The sequence below is a fragment of the Vibrio sp. 10N.286.51.C3 genome, assembly GCF_003050065.1.
Taxonomy (GTDB): Bacteria; Pseudomonadota; Gammaproteobacteria; order Enterobacterales; family Vibrionaceae; genus Vibrio; species Vibrio crassostreae.
In genome coordinates this window covers 1-17058 of sequence record NZ_PIGC01000017.1, presented here as the reverse complement: position 1 = coordinate 17058, position 17058 = coordinate 1, and the positions used below count along the sequence as shown (strand labels likewise).

14 protein-coding genes and 1 tRNA gene are annotated in these 17058 nt (G+C 45.4%); 8 read left to right on the top strand and 7 right to left on the bottom strand.

Features of this window, described 5'->3' with window-relative positions:
• Positions 1–4: 4 nt before the first annotated feature.
• The 3 genes from CWO27_RS17320 to CWO27_RS17310 all read right to left on the bottom strand — a co-directional run bounded on the left by CWO27_RS17320 (position 5) and on the right by CWO27_RS17310 (position 3392).
• Positions 5–1348: an anti-phage deoxyguanosine triphosphatase gene (locus CWO27_RS17320; RefSeq protein ID WP_048661470.1), complete on the bottom strand. Its 1344-nt coding sequence runs from the start codon at positions 1346–1348 to the stop codon at positions 5–7.
• Positions 1349–1403: 55 nt separating this feature from the next.
• Positions 1404–1988 (bottom strand): 5'-deoxynucleotidase, encoded by a 585-nt coding sequence (yfbR, locus tag CWO27_RS17315; RefSeq protein WP_017060613.1) that lies wholly within the window; start codon positions 1986–1988, stop codon positions 1404–1406.
• A 168-nt stretch (positions 1989–2156) separates the two neighbouring features.
• Complete coding sequence (locus CWO27_RS17310; RefSeq protein WP_107899290.1) at positions 2157–3392, bottom strand: pyridoxal phosphate-dependent aminotransferase; 1236 nt, start codon at positions 3390–3392, stop codon at positions 2157–2159.
• A 296-nt stretch (positions 3393–3688) separates the two neighbouring features.
• On the opposite strand from CWO27_RS17310, the gene CWO27_RS17305 reads away from it, so the two are divergent.
• From CWO27_RS17305 to CWO27_RS23615, 7 genes are all read left to right on the top strand, one after another.
• Entirely contained in the window at positions 3689–4996 is a 1308-nt protein-coding gene (locus tag CWO27_RS17305) for an isochorismate synthase (protein ID WP_107899289.1), read from the top strand.
• Positions 4993–6717: a 2-succinyl-5-enolpyruvyl-6-hydroxy-3-cyclohexene-1-carboxylic-acid synthase gene (gene menD / locus CWO27_RS17300; protein ID WP_107899288.1), complete on the top strand. Its 1725-nt coding sequence runs from the start codon at positions 4993–4995 to the stop codon at positions 6715–6717. The genes CWO27_RS17305 and menD overlap by 4 nt, the downstream gene beginning before the upstream one ends.
• 9 nt (positions 6718–6726) lie before the next feature.
• On the top strand, positions 6727–7527 hold the full coding sequence (gene menH, locus CWO27_RS17295) for a 2-succinyl-6-hydroxy-2,4-cyclohexadiene-1-carboxylate synthase (protein WP_102432828.1): 801 nt from the start codon (positions 6727–6729) through the stop codon (positions 7525–7527).
• Positions 7528–7629: 102 nt separating this feature from the next.
• The gene (gene menB, locus CWO27_RS17290) at positions 7630–8496 is read left to right on the top strand and encodes a 1,4-dihydroxy-2-naphthoyl-CoA synthase (protein ID WP_017060170.1); all 867 of its coding nucleotides are present in this window, start codon (positions 7630–7632) and stop codon (positions 8494–8496) included.
• Between the two features lie 75 nt (positions 8497–8571).
• Positions 8572–9579 carry an o-succinylbenzoate synthase gene (gene menC / locus CWO27_RS17285; RefSeq protein WP_107899287.1) on the top strand — a complete coding sequence of 336 codons (1008 nt, stop codon included), beginning with the start codon at positions 8572–8574 and terminating at the stop codon, positions 9577–9579.
• Positions 9580–9631: 52 nt separating this feature from the next.
• Positions 9632–11071, top strand: coding sequence for an o-succinylbenzoate--CoA ligase (menE, locus tag CWO27_RS17280; protein ID WP_107899286.1), 1440 nt, complete (start codon positions 9632–9634; stop codon positions 11069–11071).
• Positions 11072–11211: 140 nt separating this feature from the next.
• Positions 11212–11376 (top strand): hypothetical protein, encoded by a 165-nt coding sequence (locus CWO27_RS23615; protein WP_008220662.1) that lies wholly within the window; start codon positions 11212–11214, stop codon positions 11374–11376.
• 104 nt (positions 11377–11480) lie between these two features.
• On the opposite strand, the gene CWO27_RS17275 is transcribed toward CWO27_RS23615, so the two are convergent.
• The 3 genes from CWO27_RS17275 to CWO27_RS17265 form a co-directional block, all read right to left on the bottom strand.
• Positions 11481–12401, bottom strand: coding sequence for a YeiH family protein (locus CWO27_RS17275; protein WP_107899285.1), 921 nt, complete (start codon positions 12399–12401; stop codon positions 11481–11483).
• Between the two features lie 146 nt (positions 12402–12547).
• Positions 12548–14422 (bottom strand): MFS transporter, encoded by a 1875-nt coding sequence (locus CWO27_RS17270; protein WP_107899284.1) that lies wholly within the window; start codon positions 14420–14422, stop codon positions 12548–12550.
• Between the two features lie 17 nt (positions 14423–14439).
• Entirely contained in the window at positions 14440–15030 is a 591-nt protein-coding gene (locus CWO27_RS17265) for a TetR/AcrR family transcriptional regulator (protein ID WP_107899283.1), read from the bottom strand.
• Positions 15031–15227: 197 nt separating this feature from the next.
• Here CWO27_RS17265 and CWO27_RS17260 point away from each other — a divergent pair, with 197 nt between their 5' ends.
• Complete coding sequence (locus CWO27_RS17260) at positions 15228–16136, top strand: Tim44 domain-containing protein (RefSeq protein ID WP_107899282.1); 909 nt, start codon at positions 15228–15230, stop codon at positions 16134–16136.
• Between the two features lie 651 nt (positions 16137–16787).
• Here CWO27_RS17260 and CWO27_RS17255 read toward each other — a convergent pair.
• Positions 16788–16872: transfer RNA gene (locus CWO27_RS17255), tRNA-Tyr, on the bottom strand.
• Positions 16873–17058: the final 186 nt, after the last annotated feature.

Sequence of the window (17058 nt, the reverse complement as noted above, 5' to 3'; positions counted from 1 at the left end):
GGAATTAAAACTCGGTATGAGCCGAGAATAGTTGCTGATGCATTTTCTGCGCAAGATCATCAGTCATTGATGAAATGTAATCCGCAATCACGCGCATTTTTCGAGACTCATCTTGATGCTGTAGCCATTGCTTCTTGATGGGCAGTGGCAGCAAGCGTTCAGGATCAGCGCTGAATGTTTCAAACATATCCATGATGATCTGTTGGCCTTTGTATTCGATGACTTGAACCTGAGGCACTTGAATCACAAACTCGCTGACAAAGTGTTTCAGTTTATCAAGCGTGCCGTCCATGCTTGGTTCAAGCACCGCATTGTAAGCCAAAAGCACATTCTCAAAGCTAGCATCCACTCGCTTAATTGAAATACTGGTCAACAATGCGTTGACGATTCCACCAATCGCATCCTTTCGACGATACTGTTCACCAGAGAAAAGCATCTCTGTAATTGAATCTAGGTGTTCACAAATCCAAGGGTCGGCCATCTCTTTCAGCTGAGGGTAAGCCGATTCGATCCACTGAGCTTTGGTCACAGAACCAAGCACAATCGCATCTTCTAAATCGTGCACGCCATACGCGATGTCATCAGCCAGCTCCATGATCGAACAGTCCAGTGACTTATATTTGGTCTTATTGTGCTCAAGTGGCTCGGTATGCGTTTTTCTTTTCTGTTTTAGGAGCTGTTGGTCGCTGCTTGAAAGCGGTTCAAGCACCCAGTTAAACAACTCTTCATCATGATCGTAGATGCCTTTTGCCGGCATCCAATCTTTGGCTCGGAGCTGTCGTTGATGCTTTACCGGTTCAGACTGTAATCTCGCTTGGACTTGACTGAGCAGCGAAGGGTACTTAATTAACCCCAGTAGCGTGCGTCGAGACAGGTTCATCCCGTGATTCTCAGTGTAAGGTTCTAGCTGAGTGACAATGCGAAACGTTTGAGCGTTGCCTTCAAAGCCGCCGTGGTCGCGCATCATATAGTTGAGTGCGACTTCGCCGCCATGTCCGTATGGTGGATGACCGATGTCGTGAGCCAAACACAGTGAATCAATTAAACTGTCTGAGGGTAATAGGTCTCGAAACTCGGGTTGCTTTTTCTTCAGTTGAGCAACGATACCTGTGCCAAGCTGGGCGGCCTCAAGAGAGTGAGTAAGGCGTGTTCGATGAAAGTCATTCACCATGGTGCCATGAATCTGGGTTTTCGCTTGTAAGCGACGAAAAGCAGCAGAGTGAAGCACGCGCGCTCGGTCACGTTGATATGGGCTACGGTGATCATCTCGTCTTATTTTATGTTCATCGTCATTTCGATGCTGCCATTCTTGTTCGAGTACAAAGGGTGGTTCGAGTAGAGAATTCAAAATAGCACCTATCAAATTGATTTTATTTAGCTAATTAAAAACAACTTATACCCAGCTAGCTTATCTCGTCTAGTGATAATTCAAAGCTTGGCGCAAATGTGGTGAGAAAGTAGTCCATTTCTGGGCTTTTGCGTTGTTCGAGTGTCTCTTCCAGTCGGCGCTTGGCTTGCTCGTATTCATGATTGCCCGCACTGAGCTCTTCCAAGCATTTCAGGTAAGCACAGATGGTGTCGGCCTGCTTGACGATGCTTTGCTCTTCTTTACTCGCTGTTCCAGATATTAAAAATGGGGCGAAGTCGTCTCGGAACTCCTCTGGCAACATAGAAAGCAGTCTTTGCTCTGCTGCGGCTTCTATCTTCTTATATTCTTGGGCGATATCCGGGTTGTAGTATTTAACTGGCGTTGGCAAATCGCCTGTCAGTACCTCACTGGTGTCGTGGTACATGCCAAGCAGAGCAATATGCTCAGGATTAAGTTGACCATCAAACTTCTTGTTTTTGATCAGCGCCAAAGCGTGGGCAACGAAAGCGACCTGTAGGCTGTGTTCTGAAATGTTCTCGCTTGAAACAGATCGCATCAGGGGCCAACGTTGAATCAGCTTCATGCGTGCGAGATGGGCGAAGAAATGGCTCTGTTTCATAAGTGTCCTATCTAGAGAGTGCTCCACTCGTACCTTGTGTTTGCCACAAACTGTACGAGACAGCGGATACAAAAAAGGCTCCTAAACAGGAGCCTCTTAAGCATAGAAGTGAATGAATACAAGTTAAAGTCTTTTAAAACAGCAAATTGTAGTCATCTCTCGTTGTGTTTATTTAGCGTCGATAAGATCGTCTTGGCTGTAAGTTTGCAAGAAGCGCTCTAGGCGGCCAATCGCCACTTCAAGGTCTTCAATGTGTGGCAAAGTCACAATACGAAAGTGATCAGGTTTAGGCCAGTTGAAGCCTGTACCTTGAACCAATAACACCTTCTCTTGTTTCAGGAAGTCGAGTACGAACTTCTGATCGTCTTTGATGTTGTACATCTTGGTGTCGATCTTAGGGAACAAGTACATTGCGCCTTTCGGCTTCACACAAGAAACGCCAGGGATCTTGTTAATCAGTTCCCATGCTCGGTCACGTTGCTCAAGCAGTCGACCACCAGGAAGAATCAACTCATTGATACTCTGATAGCCGCCTAATGCCGTTTGGATAGCGTGCTGCATTGGTACGTTGGCACACAAACGCATCGAGGCAAGCATCTCTAGCCCTTCGACATAACCTTTTGCTAGGTGTTTAGGACCTGTTAAGAACATCCAGCCACCACGGAAACCACATACACGGTAAGCCTTAGATAGACCGTTGAACGTGACCATTAATACGTCTTCAGCAAGCGTTGCAACAGAGGTATGCACTGCACCATCGTAAAGTACTTTATCGTAAATCTCATCAGCGAAGATGATTAGGCCGTGCTCACGTGCAATTTCGACAACTTGTAGTAGGAAATCACGGCTGTAAACTGCACCTGTTGGGTTGTTCGGGTTGATAAGAACGATGCCGCGAGTCTTTGGAGAGATTTTCGCGCGCATGTCGTCTAAATCTGGATACCAATCAGCATCTTCATCACACATGTAGTGAACCGGTGTACCACCAGAAAGCGCAACAGACGCTGTCCATAGTGGGTAGTCCGGAGCGGGAACTAAGATTTCATCACCATTATCCAGTAGCGCCTGCATAGACATAACGATAAGCTCTGATGCGCCGTTACCAATGTAAACGTCTTCTACATCAAGGTTACGTAGGCCTTTTTTCTGGTAGTGCTGAACAACCGCTTTGCGGGCTGAATAGATGCCTTTTGAGTCGCAGTAACCTTGAGATGTCGGTAGATTACGGATTACGTCAACAAGGATTTCATCAGGGGCGTCAAAACCAAATGGGGCGGGGTTACCAATATTAAGCTTTAGTATTTTATGCCCTTCTTCTTCCATGCGCTTAGCATGTTTGAGTACAGGCCCCCTGATTTCGTAGCATACGCTGTTGAGTTTTGACGACATCCCGATATTTTGCATTGCCGATTTCCTGAAATTAATTTAAATACTTTATTAAAGTACCGCAAAATGGCGTTTGATAGAATAAAAATCTGATGAATGTCGCATTTCAGTGTCACGTTTGGTCTTTTTGTTGTCACTATTTTCTAAATTTTAATTAATCGCTTTCTTGGTTATTGGCTAAGATGAATAAAGGGGCGGGATCGCTTAAAATCACAGGAATGTTGAAAAGATATAGTACATTCTTGATCTAAGTGGGTACTGCCCATAAAGTATCAAACTAATATAATAATAATTTAGATGTGAACGAGGTCGATTTGTCACATTTCCAGCAAACTATCTCCGCTTTGATTGAGCGAGTACAAAATGCCCAAGCAAGCGAAGTTCGTTGTGTTGAAGTTCTAACGCAAAAACCATCGTTTGCATTTATTGAATGGCTTCATGCTCAACCGCTCTTTCCTAAGTTCTACTGGCAGTCACGCGACACTCGTGAAGAGGTTGTTGCGCTCGGACAGTTACATACGTTTTCAGACCCGGCACCCGCCTACGCGATTCTTGGTGAAGACCAACGAATCTGGGGGGGACGATCGTTTGACGGGCACACCGCAAAGAACCGTCGCTGCATGGAATCGTTTTTCTTCCTTCCTCAGGTTGAATTAATTCGCTTTGACAATACTTGGTCGCTGGCCGTCAACTTGTCTCCTGATCGCGTTGCTTCTATCAATGCCTTAAATAAGTTATCCGTTGAAGCGGCGATATTGGCGCCTTTGTCTGCCCATATTGAACAGATCAATCACGTTCCAGAAAGAGAGCAGTGGGGCAACCTTGTCGATAAAGTGCTGCAAGGCATTAGCGACGAAGAGTATAAAAAAGTCGTTTTAGCGCGTAAAACCACGCTACAACTCGATGCGCCTATTTGTGCGGCTCAATTACTTAAAGCCAGCTATCTGCAAAATCATCACAGTTTCCACTTTATGTTGGTGCTGGACTCTAAACACAGCTTTATTGGCTCGACGCCAGAGCGCTTATATAGCCGACATGGTACTGAGCTCGATACCGAAGCGCTTGCTGGAACCATTGGTCGTGGAGAGAACGCTACTGAGGATATGGAACTGGCCAACTGGCTTTCTCAAGACAGCAAAAACCTCAATGAGAACCAGTATGTGGTTGACGACATCATTGAGCGTCTCACTCCTCATTCTCAAACGGTCCATGTTGAAAAGTATGCCCGCTTAGTGCGCTTGCGTAAGGTGCAGCATTTGAAGCGCAATATCCATGCTCAACTTAATAATGGTGTTAATGGTGTGCAGTTGCTTGCTGCCTTACAGCCAACTGCAGCGGTAGCGGGTTTGCCACGTAAAGTAGCGATGGATTTCATTCTTGAACACGAACCGTTTGCTCGAGGCTGGTATGCAGGCTCTGTAGGCTATATCAGCCATCAGAGAGCGGAATTCTGCGTGGCGATTCGAAGCGCCTTGATTGTAAACGATCAAGTACAGCTGTTCGCTGGAGCAGGGATCGTGCCGGGATCGGTTGCTGAACATGAGTGGCAAGAGCTGAACAAGAAGATGTCGACTCTGCTCAGCCTAATTTCCGATCATCCACCACTGGGTGTGGCGTCATGAATCACGACCAAGCCGTATTAAATAGAGTTTGGTGTCACACATTACTTGAAGAGCTAGCACGCAACGGTGTTGAACATGTTTGTGTTGCACCGGGTTCTCGCTCAACACCGTTAACTCTCGAAGCTGAAGCTAATCCCAAGTTAACCTTACACACGCACTTTGATGAGCGCGGGCTTGGATTTTTAGCTTTAGGTTTAGCTAAGGCGAGTAACAAGCCCGTTGCGGTGATTGTGACATCGGGAACAGCTGTCGCGAACCTTCTTCCTGCGACCGCTGAGTCTGGGTTAACACGAGAGAAGCTGATTTTACTGACCTCAGATCGACCTATCGATTTAGTGGATTGCGGCGCTAACCAAGCGATCCAGCAACAGGGTATCTTTTCGTCTCACGTTGAAACGGCGCTTAACCTTCCAAGCCCTACGATACAAGTTTCTTTGAATTGGCTGCTAACATCGGTTGATAGTGCGCTTGCGAAACAATGCAATGTTGGCGGCGCGATTCATATCAATTGTCCGTTCCCAGAGCCGCTCTATTCTAAGAACAGTGCTGAAATGTATGCGGATTACACTAAAAGTATCGCAGGGTGGAGCTCGTCAGCCACCCCGTATTCTAATACTTGTTTACCCAATCATTTGACTGTACAGCCAGTAGCGCCAGGCGATTACCTAGAGCGTAAAGGTGCGGTGATTATTGGTTCTATTGATAAAGAAGCGGCAACAAAAGCACAGCAGTTTGCTTCTGCTTTGGGCTGGCTAATCTTCTGTGATCCTCAATCGGGCGTGAACAGTGATTGGAAGCATTATGATCTGTGGTTACAGAGTGACTCAGTTAAAGAGCAACTCAACCAGTGTGATTTTATTCTTCAGTTTGGTGAGCGCATCGTTTCTAAACGACTAAACCAATGGATTAAGTCACAAGCGGCTTCGTTCGATTCCACGCAATATGTAGTGGTTTCACCTGATGCGCACCGTATAAATCAAGATCATCTACCTCAAACTCATATTGTTGCCAATATTGAGTCATGGATAACCGATCAACATCTGCCAACATTGTTAGGCAAACACTCTGGTTGGGCGACGCCTTTAATCGAGGTCGCAAATACCGTTCAGCAACTCGCACTCGCACAAATATCCAATAATGACCAACTGACAGAGTTGAGTGTTGCGGTTGACTTGTCGTCTAGACTTAAAGACAGAGAGTTGTTTGTGGGAAACAGCTTGATGGTAAGGCTGGTGGATATGTTGTCGTCAATATCTGCGAATCGAGTTTACAGCAATCGTGGTGCATCGGGCATTGATGGCTTGGTGGCGACGGCTGCGGGCGTGGTGAAAGCTAACCAGAATCCTTTATTGATGTTGATTGGCGATACTTCTTTGCTTTACGACATCAACTCACTGGCTCTGCTGACTCATAATTTAACGCCGATGGTTATTGTTGTGACCAACAATGATGGTGGTGCGATCTTTGATTTATTGCCGGTGCCAGAGCAGCAGAAACAGTCACTTTATCAAATGCCTCATGGTTTCAGTTTTGAACACGCTGCTGCGCAATTCCAGTTGGGATACGCTGCGCCAGAAACCTTGAATTGCTATCAAACCATTATCGAACAACATTTCGAACAGGGTCAGGGTACCTTGCTCGTGGAAGTTAAGACGCCTCCCGAACAAGCGTCTACTTTGCTGAAACAATTCAGTTCAATGCTCACCGAGGCATTAGCCTAAGGACTTTACATGCTTTACTCCGATTATTACCCAGCTGTACAAGATTCTTCTGACAAACCTTTGCTTGTTTTTTTACATGGTTTACTCGGAAGCGGGGATGATTGGAGTGCATGCCATCCATTCCTCGAGGATTTTCCTCTCCTTTGCATTGATTTACCCGGACACGGACAAAGTCGCTTTATCGATCCGGTAGGGTTTGATCATTGCTGCAAGAAAATTGTCCAGTGCATCACATCTCAACTGGCGCTCAACGATCTTCCTGCTAATTACCCTATCGTGGTGATCGGATATTCTATGGGCGGCAGACTCGCTATGTATGGGGTGACAAGCCCTTGCTTCGAGACGCTTAACCTAGAGAAAGTCATCATTGAAGGTGGCAACTTTGGTTTGGAATGTGATGAAGAAAGAGCACAAAGGTTAGTACATGATACGCAGTGGGCTGTTCGCTTTGCACAGCAGTCGATTGAAGATGTTTTAGACGATTGGTATCAACAAAGCGTCTTTTCTTCACTAAATCATGAGCAAAGACAAACTTTGGTCATAAAGCGTAGTGGTAACCTTGGAGTATCCGTAGCAAATATGTTGTTATCTACTTCGTTAGCTAAGCAACCGGATTTACGTGCCACATTGAAATCTCATGAGCACTTATTGCATTATGTGTGTGGAGAAAAAGACCGTAAATTCATGGAGCTAGCTGAGAATAGTGGCTTTGAATATAGTCAGGTGGATTACGCTGGTCATAATGTTCATTTTGAGCAACCAGAACTGTTTTCCAACCTGATAATCCAATGTATCGCCAGTCGTCGTTAATCTGACTGAGCGATTCTCTCGTATCAAGCACTATCAAAAGCAGAGCAACACCGTCACGACTACTCGTTAGTCGTGGTCTCTAATAGAACAATGGGAATCACCATGGCTAAAACAGTAGGCATCACAGAAGAAGAACTTTACGCGGCAGTTAACTGGAGCGATGAAAGCAGTCAATACGAAGATATTCAGTACCACAAGTCTGACGACGGTATTGCAAAAATCACGATTGCGCGTCCTCAAGTCCACAATGCGTTCCGTCCACAAACCGTAAAAGAGATGATCAATGCATTGGCTGACGCTCGTTACGACGAGAAAGTAGGCGTGATCATTTTGACGGGTCTTGGTGAGAAGGCGTTCTGTTCTGGTGGTGACCAAAGTATTCGCGGTGACTACGGCGGCTACCAAGACGATTCAGGTACACATCACCTGAACGTACTGGATTTCCAACGTCAAATTCGTACTTGTCCAAAACCAGTAATCGCAGCGGTATCGGGTTGGGCTGTCGGTGGCGGTCATGTACTTCACATGATGGCAGACCTTACGATTGCTGCTGAAAACGCGCAGTTCGGTCAGACGGGTCCTAAAGTAGGTTCATTCGATGGCGGCTGGGGTGCTTCTTACATGGCTCGTATCGTTGGCCAAAAGAAAGCGCGTGAAATCTGGTTCCTATGCCGTTTCTACGATGCTCAAGAAGCATTGGATATGGGCTTGGTGAACACGGTTGTGCCTGTCGCTGACCTAGAAAAAGAAACCGTTCGTTGGTGTCGTGAAGTGCTGCAACACAGCCCAATGGCTCTACGTTGCTTGAAAGCCGCTCTTAATGCTGACTGTGATGGTCAAGCCGGTCTACAAGAGTTGGCTGGTAACGCAACCATGATGTTCTACATGACAGAGGAAGGTCAAGAAGGCCGCAACGCATTCAACGAGAAACGTCGACCGGACTTCGACAAGTTCCCGCGTAACCCATAGTCTTTCTCCTTTTCAAAATGAGTCGCTAATAGCGGCTCGTTTTGTTTTGATGTTCCCCGTTTTTTAGGAAGCTTTATGAACTCAGTGAATTCTCAGCGTCACGCTAAACTCTACCGTTATCAATTACCTATGGATAGTGGAGTGGTTCTTCGTGACAATAAGTTGAACGAACGCGTTGGCTATGTCATCCAACTAGAGTGTGACGGTAAAACAGGTTTTGGTGAAGTTGCGCCTCTGCCAGGCTTCAGCCAAGAAGATGCTGAACAAGCCGGTATTCAACTGCAACATGAATTAGAGCTTTGGAGTCACAACAACCCTCAAACGCCTTTTAATGAGCTATATCCTTCTGTTGCCTTCGGTTTTTCGATGGCGATGATGGAATTACGAGGCGAACTCAACACTGAAGGTAATTACCAGGCTGCGCCTTTGTGTACAGGTGATCCAGATGAACTGATCCCTGTACTAAATGAAATGGAAGGCGAGAAGGTCGCAAAAGTGAAAGTCGGCCTCTACGAAGCGATTCGCGATGGCATGCTGGTTAGCTTATTACTTGAATCGATTCCGGATTTGACTCTAAGGCTTGATGCCAACCGTGCGTGGAAGCCTGAAAAAGCGAAGCAGTTCATCAAGTACATTTCGCCTTCATTGCGTCAGCGTATCAGCTTTATTGAAGAACCTTGCCAAAAGCCGGAAGACAGCTTGGCATTTGCTATTGACCACGGCGTAGCGATTGCTTGGGATGAAACACTGCAAGAAGCTGTGCGTAATCCAGAGTTTGATCTTAGCGACCTTACTGGTGTTAAAGCTGTAGTTATCAAGCCAACTCTCATTGGCTCTGTAGAACGTTGTGTGGCAATCATTGAGCGTGCACAACAACTTGGAATTAAACCTGTATTGAGTTCAAGCATTGAGTCGAGCCTAGGTCTGACTCAGATTGCTCGTCTGGCGCAGCAATATCTGCCAAATGAAGTGCCGGGGCTGGATACGATTGGCTTGTATCAGCAACAGTTGGAAGTTTCATGGCCGGGTTGTCAGCTTCCGGTTTCTACCCTTGAACAGCAGCAATTGATTTGGTCTTCTTAGGCTGTTCGTTTGATTGGCTTAGACACTTTTCAATCTATAACTTGGTTATCTTATGATGCGCCCACAATCTAATTATCACCCACTTTGGGAACAGTGGGCGCAGCAAAAACCACTTCAACCAGCGCTAGTGACTACTCACCGCACTTATACTTGGCAACAAGTGTTTGTGTTGGTTAGTGAGTACCAACAACAGCTATCTCATCAAGGCCTATCTGAAGGTGATGTACTGACGATTGTAGGTAAGAATCAATCTGAAGTGATCCCTGTTTACCTTGCCGCACTCAATTTAGGTGTGGTTTGTGCGTTTACGATGCCTCAGCCTAGTTTACGCCTGAAGCAAAAGCTCGATTCCTTATATCAAGCAGATCAACAGAGCTACCTTTGGCTTTTGGACAATTATGGAATAGAGCAATCAGAGACTGCCGATTTGAATACTCAGTTGGTGACCTTGCCTTGCTTAAATGAAGTTAAGGTCGATGGTGATGACAATCGGCTCTCGACATCTCAAGACTCTAACTTCAATCCGAAAAATCTAGCGAGCATCGTATTCACTTCAGGTTCTACTGGAAACCCCAAAGCGGTCGCCCATACACTTGAGCAGCACTTATGTTCTGCGTCTGGGTTACTTGAGGTGTTTCGTTATCAACAAGGTAACACTTGGTTACTGAGTTTACCTATGTACCATGTGTCGGGATTGGCGATTGTCCATCGCTGGTTAACTGCGGGTGGCTGCATCAAAATAGGTTCTGGCCAGCTTGAAACCGATATAGAAGGTTGCAGTCATGCCTCATTGGTGGCTACTCAGTTACATCGATTGTTAAAGAGTAAGCAAGCACTTACTTTAACTCATGTACTTTTGGGTGGTAGCCATATTCCAGAGGCGCTTGGCCTTGAAGCTCAGCAAATGGGGATTGAGACTTGGCTTGGTTATGGCATGACGGAAGCAGCCTCTACGGTGACGGCAAAGCCTGTTGATGCTAGCAGCACTGCAGGGTTTGTCCTTAATCATCGCCAGCTAAAAATTGAAGAACAACGCATCTTTATTGGCGGCGAGACGCTCGCTTCTGGTTACTACTATCAAGGCACCTTAACCCCATTAGTGGGTGAGAATGGCTGGTTTGATAGCAAGGATCTTGGGGAGTGGGTTGGTGAGCAAGTGTCGATTATTGGCAGAGCCGACAATCAATTTATTTCTGGCGGTGAGAATATTCACTGTGAAGAAATTGAGCGTGCACTCAATCAGCTGCCCGAAGTTAAGCAAGCCTTTATTGTGCCCATAGAAGACAGCGAATTTGGTTTTAGACCAGTAGCTATTGTGGACTGTGATGAAGTTCTAACCAAAGAATGGTTTGCAGAGCAGCTACAAGGAAGCCTAGAGCGATTTAAGTTCCCTATTGAGTACTATCGCATGCCTCAACAAGAACAGTTAGGTATTAAGGTATCGAGAGCGGGATTAGCGCAGTGGTTGTTGCAACACCGGCGCTCTAACTAATTGAGTCGGAGGTTTTTTGTTCACTTGGCCTGCAGTTAGTTAATTTAGCAATTAGATAGTTCAAAACAGAATTTATTATCTTTATAACCATCCATCATAATAAGCCATATAAATAACGGATTATAGAATAAGGTCTTATTATGAAAATTGCCCTCATCATTGCGGTATTACTGCAGATAGGCCAAGCCATCACATCGTCGGGGCTGACGCGTTCGTTAGCTGAACTTACTGCATTTGTGTTAGTTGTGGTTCTGGTTTTGATGAAAAGAGAGAGTAAGAAGAGTGATAAGCCCCTGTTTGAATAGTAATTTAGTCAATGTATATGACAAACGATAAGGCAAAGCCCATACGAGCTTTGCCTTTTTGTTTTGTGCTTCGCTATGTTTTTAGAGATTCAACTCCCTAGAGGTTATGCGAGGGTCAGCCAAGCTAGCGAACCGGTAGAAATCATCACCCACATAGTAATGCCGAACATCAATGGCTTTGGCCCTGCCGCTTTTAACTTCTCAACTGAAATACCACAGCCAATTAAGAACAAACACACTACCAGTGCTCGCTTAGACACATCAAAGATTCCTTGATAAACCATCTCAAATTGTGGCAGTAAGTCACTCACTGCGATAGCAGCGCAATAGAAGAAAATGAAGTAGGGAACCGTAATCTTCTTTTGATCGTTCTTGAAGATCATCGCGCTGACTAAAGCGATTGGGATGATCCAAAGTGCCCGAGCGAGCTTCAATGTGGTCGCTGTCGTCAGGGCTTCTTCGCCATACGCTGAAGCTGCGCCGACAACTGAAGACGTATCGTGAATCGCAATAGCTGCCCAAGTACCAAATGTTTGTTGGCTGAGTTCAAGCGCGTGACCAATCATAGGGAATAAGAATAGAGCAACCGAGTTCAACACGAATACAGTGGCTAATGCCAAGCCAATCTGTTCATCGTCTGCTTTGATCGCGGGTGCCACTGCTGCTATCGCACTACCACCACAAATCGCGGTACCAGAAGAGATAAGATAGCCCGTTGTGCGGTCTAGCCCCATTCTCTTAGCCAAGAACCAACCAATGACTAATGTACCGATAATCGTCGTTACAATGAGACCAATACCATCGCCTGTTACCGCTAATGCTTTTTCAAACTGAATGCCAAAACCCAAGCCAACAATCGAGTAAGCAAGTAGCTTTTTGGTGAGTTTGCCGACTTCCAAGTGTTCAGGGACTAAACCTAAACTAGCAAGTAGGAAACCGATAACCAGGGCTGTCGGTGAGCTGACCCAAGGCGTTAAGCAAAACAGCGCAGCAAGATAAAACGGAACGGACTTTTTTAGGTTCATTGTATTTAGAGTCTTGTTTTGTAGTGATGTTATTGTAATGAGACCACTATACGTTCAATAAAATGATAAGTAAGTCTAAATGAATTGAACAAACGTTAAGGAAAACTTAACGCTTGTTCAGCTGATATGAATAAAGGGCTGGTTAGCTAGCGTAGTGATCCGCGAAGATTGGACACCGACTGTCGAAGAGTTTCACAAGAGGCTTCTTTAGGTGTAATAGGCTCGCCAGCTTCTATCTCTAATTTAGTCCAGAAGCGAGTGGGTAACCCTTTGCAGGCACGGCCTTTGTAACGGCTAAAGTAACTGCCCCATAACCCTTTGAGAGCCATAGGAATCACAGGGACAGGGGAACGTTTGATGATCAGTTCCATACCACGCATGAACTCAGCCACTTCGCCATCAGAGGTTAGCTTTCCTTCTGGGAAAATACACACGATGTGACCTTCATGCAGGGCTCGCTCTACTTCTTTAAAAGCGTTTCGTATCGAACTGCGGTTGGTTGCTGAGATTGGAATCACCCCAGCTCTTTTCAAGAAACGTCGAATCGGCGGCAACTTGGTGTATTCCTCTTCCATCACGAAACGGATAAGACGAGGGCAAACCGCACTCAGCAGCAGTGCATCCATATAACTTACATGATTGCAGACAATTAACGCACCGCCTTTTTCTGGCAGGTGATGTAAGTTTTTATGCCTAACTCGGTACATGGTGTGAGTGACCACCCACGTAAAGAAACGGAAAGCGTAGATAGGAACCTGATAAAACAGGTACAGCATCACCAAAGTGTTTCCCAACGCGAGCAACACAAACAGCTGTGGAATCGAAAGCTCTAAAACGCTAAGGCAAACAATACCTAAAACCGCACTTCCTACCATGAACAGTGAGTTGTAGATATTGAGCCCGGCGATCACTTGGGCACGTTCGTCTGGTTTCGCGCGTAGCTGCATCAGTGAATACAGAGGAACAATAAAGATACCGCCAGAGACACCCAATAGTAGAAGGTACGCAAAGAGTGGCCATAGTTCTGAATAGGTTACGAATTGATGGAAAGAGCTAAAGTGAGGCAAAGACTCCGGGATGGATATCGCCATCAAAAGACCGAAGATCGAGATACCTAAGCTGCCCATTGGAACGATGCCGATTTCAATGCGGTGATTAGATAACTTATCGCAAGCTAAAGAGCCGATCGCGATGCCTACTGAGAACAGTGCCAGTAAAAAGGCGACTGAGCTTTCAGTACCGTTTAGATGCAGTTTGGTGAAGTTGGGAAACTGAGTTAGGTAAGCTGCACCAAGGAACCAGAACCAGCTTATAGACATCAGAGCTTGAAAGGTTGGGCGGTCTCTTTTGGCAATCGCCAGTGTTGCACGGGTGAGCTTTACAGGTTGCCACTTCACTTTCAGGCCTGGTGCATTACTTGGCGCTTGTGGAATAAAGCAGCTTGATACATAGCCAAGCACGGCGAACGAAACAATACACACTGCGGCAATGAGCTTTGCGCCTTCTTCAGATGCAATGATGCCTGCGCCTAGAGTACCGATCAGGATCGCTAAGAATGTACCTGTTTCGACGAGAGCATTACCAGATACCAGTTCTTTTGTTTCTAACTGTTGTGGAAGCAGGGCGTATTTCACAGGGCCAAAGAAAGCACTTTGTGTTCCCATAAGGAACAGAAGCAGAAGTAATATTCCGTAGCTTTCATAGATAAATCCGATCGCACCCAGTGACATAATCACCACTTCAAGGAGCTTAACTTTACGGATAAACCACGATTTTTCGTATTTATCAGCCAGTACACCGGCTAAAGCTGAGAATAGGAAGAAGGGCAGAATAAACAGGCCAGCGGCCAAATTAATGAATAGATTGCTAGAAATAGGCAGCGTGTCTACGCTTGCGAAAGCAACAAACAGTAACAGGACATTTTTGAATATGTTGTCGTTAAAGGCTCCTAGAAATTGGGTAATAAAGTAGGGTAGGAACCTTTTTTGCGTTAACAGCGAAGATTGGCTGCTGTTGTTCATTGTCTTTCCTTGGATGATTACCAGTTGGTTAAGTAGTTTGAGACTAGGTTATTGATCAACTCTTTACCATCGATTGGCTCAGCGGCGAAAAATTTATCATCAACGCTGAGTAGAGTAATTCCATGTACTCCAGACCATAATACACGGCTAGCTTTAATGACTTCGCTTTTAGTATGTTCAGGGGCAATAGCTATTAATAGTTGCTCTAGCATACCTGTCATTCTATCGATGCGGTTTGATTGCCATTCAGGAAGGTTTTCACCGTTCATGTTGTGCTCAAAGATAAGCTGCCAACGGTGAGGGTGTTTTTGTGCAAAATCGTGGTAACAGTATGCAAGGTTGAATAGAGCTTGTTGAGGGTTGCTCGATTGTTCAACCGCTGCAGCAGATTCTGACGCCAGTTCATCTAATGTTTGAGCGACCACATGTAATAGCAATAGGTTGTAGTTACCAAATACATTCACCAAGGTACTTGGAACGTAACCAATCATATTGGCGATTTTACGTAGACTTAACTCGTGATAAGAGTGCTCTTCTAAGAAGTCGGTCACCGTTTTTAAGGTTAATTGCACTAATTGTTCGCGAGTATGATCGTTTCGTCTTGCCATGGGTACTTTCTATTAAATGAACATCGTTCAATATTTTAATGCTGCCCCAGAGTGCCGTCAATCCCTTCGCTAGTTTAGTAATCAATTAATAGCCGCAATATTATGATACATGTGTAAAGGCCGTGAATATTTCATTGTTCTTTGTTAACGAGTATGATTAAGGTGTCGAAAGATAAAGAACCCTATAAAGGATAATAATGAAACGATTTTTCTCACTAGTCGCGATCCTGTTGGTAACAGTCGCGGTGACGCCAATCGCGGAAGCGAAAAAGTTTGGTGGTGGTAAGTCATTTGGCAAAAGCTTTAAAACGGCTCCAGCACCAAAACAACAAAACACGAATTCGATCCGACAAGATCAAACGGGTAAGAACACAGCAGCTAACTCTAGCAAGAAAGGCCTTATGGGCGGTCTACTAGGTGGTTTACTTGCTGGTGGTCTTTTAGCAGCATTCTTTGGTGGCGCATTTGAAGGTATCCAGTTTATGGATATTCTTATCATGGGTCTGATTGCGTTCCTAGCGTTTAAATTCCTACGTGGAATGTTGGGTGCGAAGCAGGGCTCAATGAATCAGCAGAATGCACGTGGCCAGCAGCCAGCATTCGGCGGAATGGGTCAGAACAAGTTTGAACAACCTAAGCAGCAACCAAACGTTCATAACTTCGAACAAGCACAGCCTCAATCACAAGGCGCTGCTGGTGGTTTCGGTTTTGGTGCACAAAGCGATGTTCCACATAACTACCCACCAGGCTTTGATCAAGCGGCATTCATCAATGGCTCTCGTGAGCACTACCGTACACTGCAAGGTGCATGGAACCACAACGAGCTAAACACGATTGAAGAGTACGTGTCTCCAAGCCTATTTGAAGATCTAAAAGTTGAGCGTAATAAGCTGGACGGTGATCAGCACACAGACGTAATGTACGTTGATGCTGAAATCGTTCGCGCAGACCACGATGGTAGCAAAGCACAGCTAAGCCTTCAGTTTAGCGGTCGTTACCGTGACACAGCGGATGGCGTTGAAGAAGATATCACTGATATCTGGCACCTAGAGCGTGACCTAACAACTAACAATGCACCTTGGTTAATTGTTGGTATTCAAGGTTAATCTCGATAGTTAACTAAAAATGAGTTAACTTGACATTACTTTGATTATTGAAAGCCCTTACGGAGAAATCTGTAGGGGCTTTTTTGTGTCCGGTTGTTTGGAACTGTAAATTCTAAGAAGGGCGTTTGCCTTCGGCTTACAGAAGATGCGGTTCTTTAGATATTCGCGTTGCTAGAAAACAGTACCATCACGACAATTATTTAGAGTGATACTTTGTGCTAACAGTGAGTTAGGCTGAACGCAAGTTACTCATTTTACTTAGATATTCAATCGAGGCTATCTAACCAAGATAGAGGTATTAATCGTGACGACTGAGTTTTTCGAGCCGATACTAGAACCTGAAACATCACTACAGCAGAAACAACAAATAGCGGACGAGTGTGAGGAGCATGTATCTACAAACTGCTTAGGTTGCGCTGCTTACTTGGTATGTGGACGCCACATGGAAGCCTGGAGAGACTGAGCGCTCAATGATCTTTAAGAGATTCAATCTTGTTGTGAGATCTACGGATAGAAGTTTGAAGTGTTGAACTTAGACAGAAGCGGTTTCAACTTCTGTCTTGATAAAACAGGGTTTTTCAATAACGCGTTCAGAAACGAAAAAAGCCAACTCAATGAGTTGGCTTTTCGATTTTCCAATTAAGGAGAATATGGTGGAGGGAGACGGATTCGAACCATCGAAGGCAGTGCCGGCAGATTTACAGTCTGCTCCCTTTGGCCACTCGGGAACCCCTCCAGGGTGTGTCTTACTCTTCACAAAGTAAGCCTAAGTTGATGTTTTCCCATAAGCCCATCAACTAGGTTGTTCTCTTAACTCTCAAAGGAGGTAAGAAGAATATGGTGGAGGGAGACGGATTCGAACCATCGAAGGCAGTGCCGGCAGATTTACAGTCTGCTCCCTTTGGCCACTCGGGAACCCCTC

What these genes read in the sequence shown, in the direction of transcription:
- menH (WP_102432828.1), top strand. Translation starts at nt 6,727, where the DNA reads ATGCTTTACTCCGATTATTACCCAGCTGTACAAGATTCTTCTGACAAA.
- CWO27_RS17270 (WP_107899284.1), bottom strand. Translation starts at nt 14,422, where the DNA reads ATGAACAACAGCAGCCAATCTTCGCTGTTAACGCAAAAAAGGTTCCTA.
- menE (WP_107899286.1), top strand. Translation starts at nt 9,632, where the DNA reads ATGATGCGCCCACAATCTAATTATCACCCACTTTGGGAACAGTGGGCG.
- CWO27_RS17310 (WP_107899290.1), bottom strand. Translation starts at nt 3,392, where the DNA reads ATGCAAAATATCGGGATGTCGTCAAAACTCAACAGCGTATGCTACGAA.
- CWO27_RS23615 (WP_008220662.1), top strand. Translation starts at nt 11,212, where the DNA reads ATGAAAATTGCCCTCATCATTGCGGTATTACTGCAGATAGGCCAAGCC.
- menB (WP_017060170.1), top strand. Translation starts at nt 7,630, where the DNA reads ATGGCTAAAACAGTAGGCATCACAGAAGAAGAACTTTACGCGGCAGTT.
- CWO27_RS17260 (WP_107899282.1), top strand. Translation starts at nt 15,228, where the DNA reads ATGAAACGATTTTTCTCACTAGTCGCGATCCTGTTGGTAACAGTCGCG.
- menD (WP_107899288.1), top strand. Translation starts at nt 4,993, where the DNA reads ATGAATCACGACCAAGCCGTATTAAATAGAGTTTGGTGTCACACATTA.
- yfbR (WP_017060613.1), bottom strand. Translation starts at nt 1,988, where the DNA reads ATGAAACAGAGCCATTTCTTCGCCCATCTCGCACGCATGAAGCTGATT.
- CWO27_RS17275 (WP_107899285.1), bottom strand. Translation starts at nt 12,401, where the DNA reads ATGAACCTAAAAAAGTCCGTTCCGTTTTATCTTGCTGCGCTGTTTTGC.
- menC (WP_107899287.1), top strand. Translation starts at nt 8,572, where the DNA reads ATGAACTCAGTGAATTCTCAGCGTCACGCTAAACTCTACCGTTATCAA.
- CWO27_RS17265 (WP_107899283.1), bottom strand. Translation starts at nt 15,030, where the DNA reads ATGGCAAGACGAAACGATCATACTCGCGAACAATTAGTGCAATTAACC.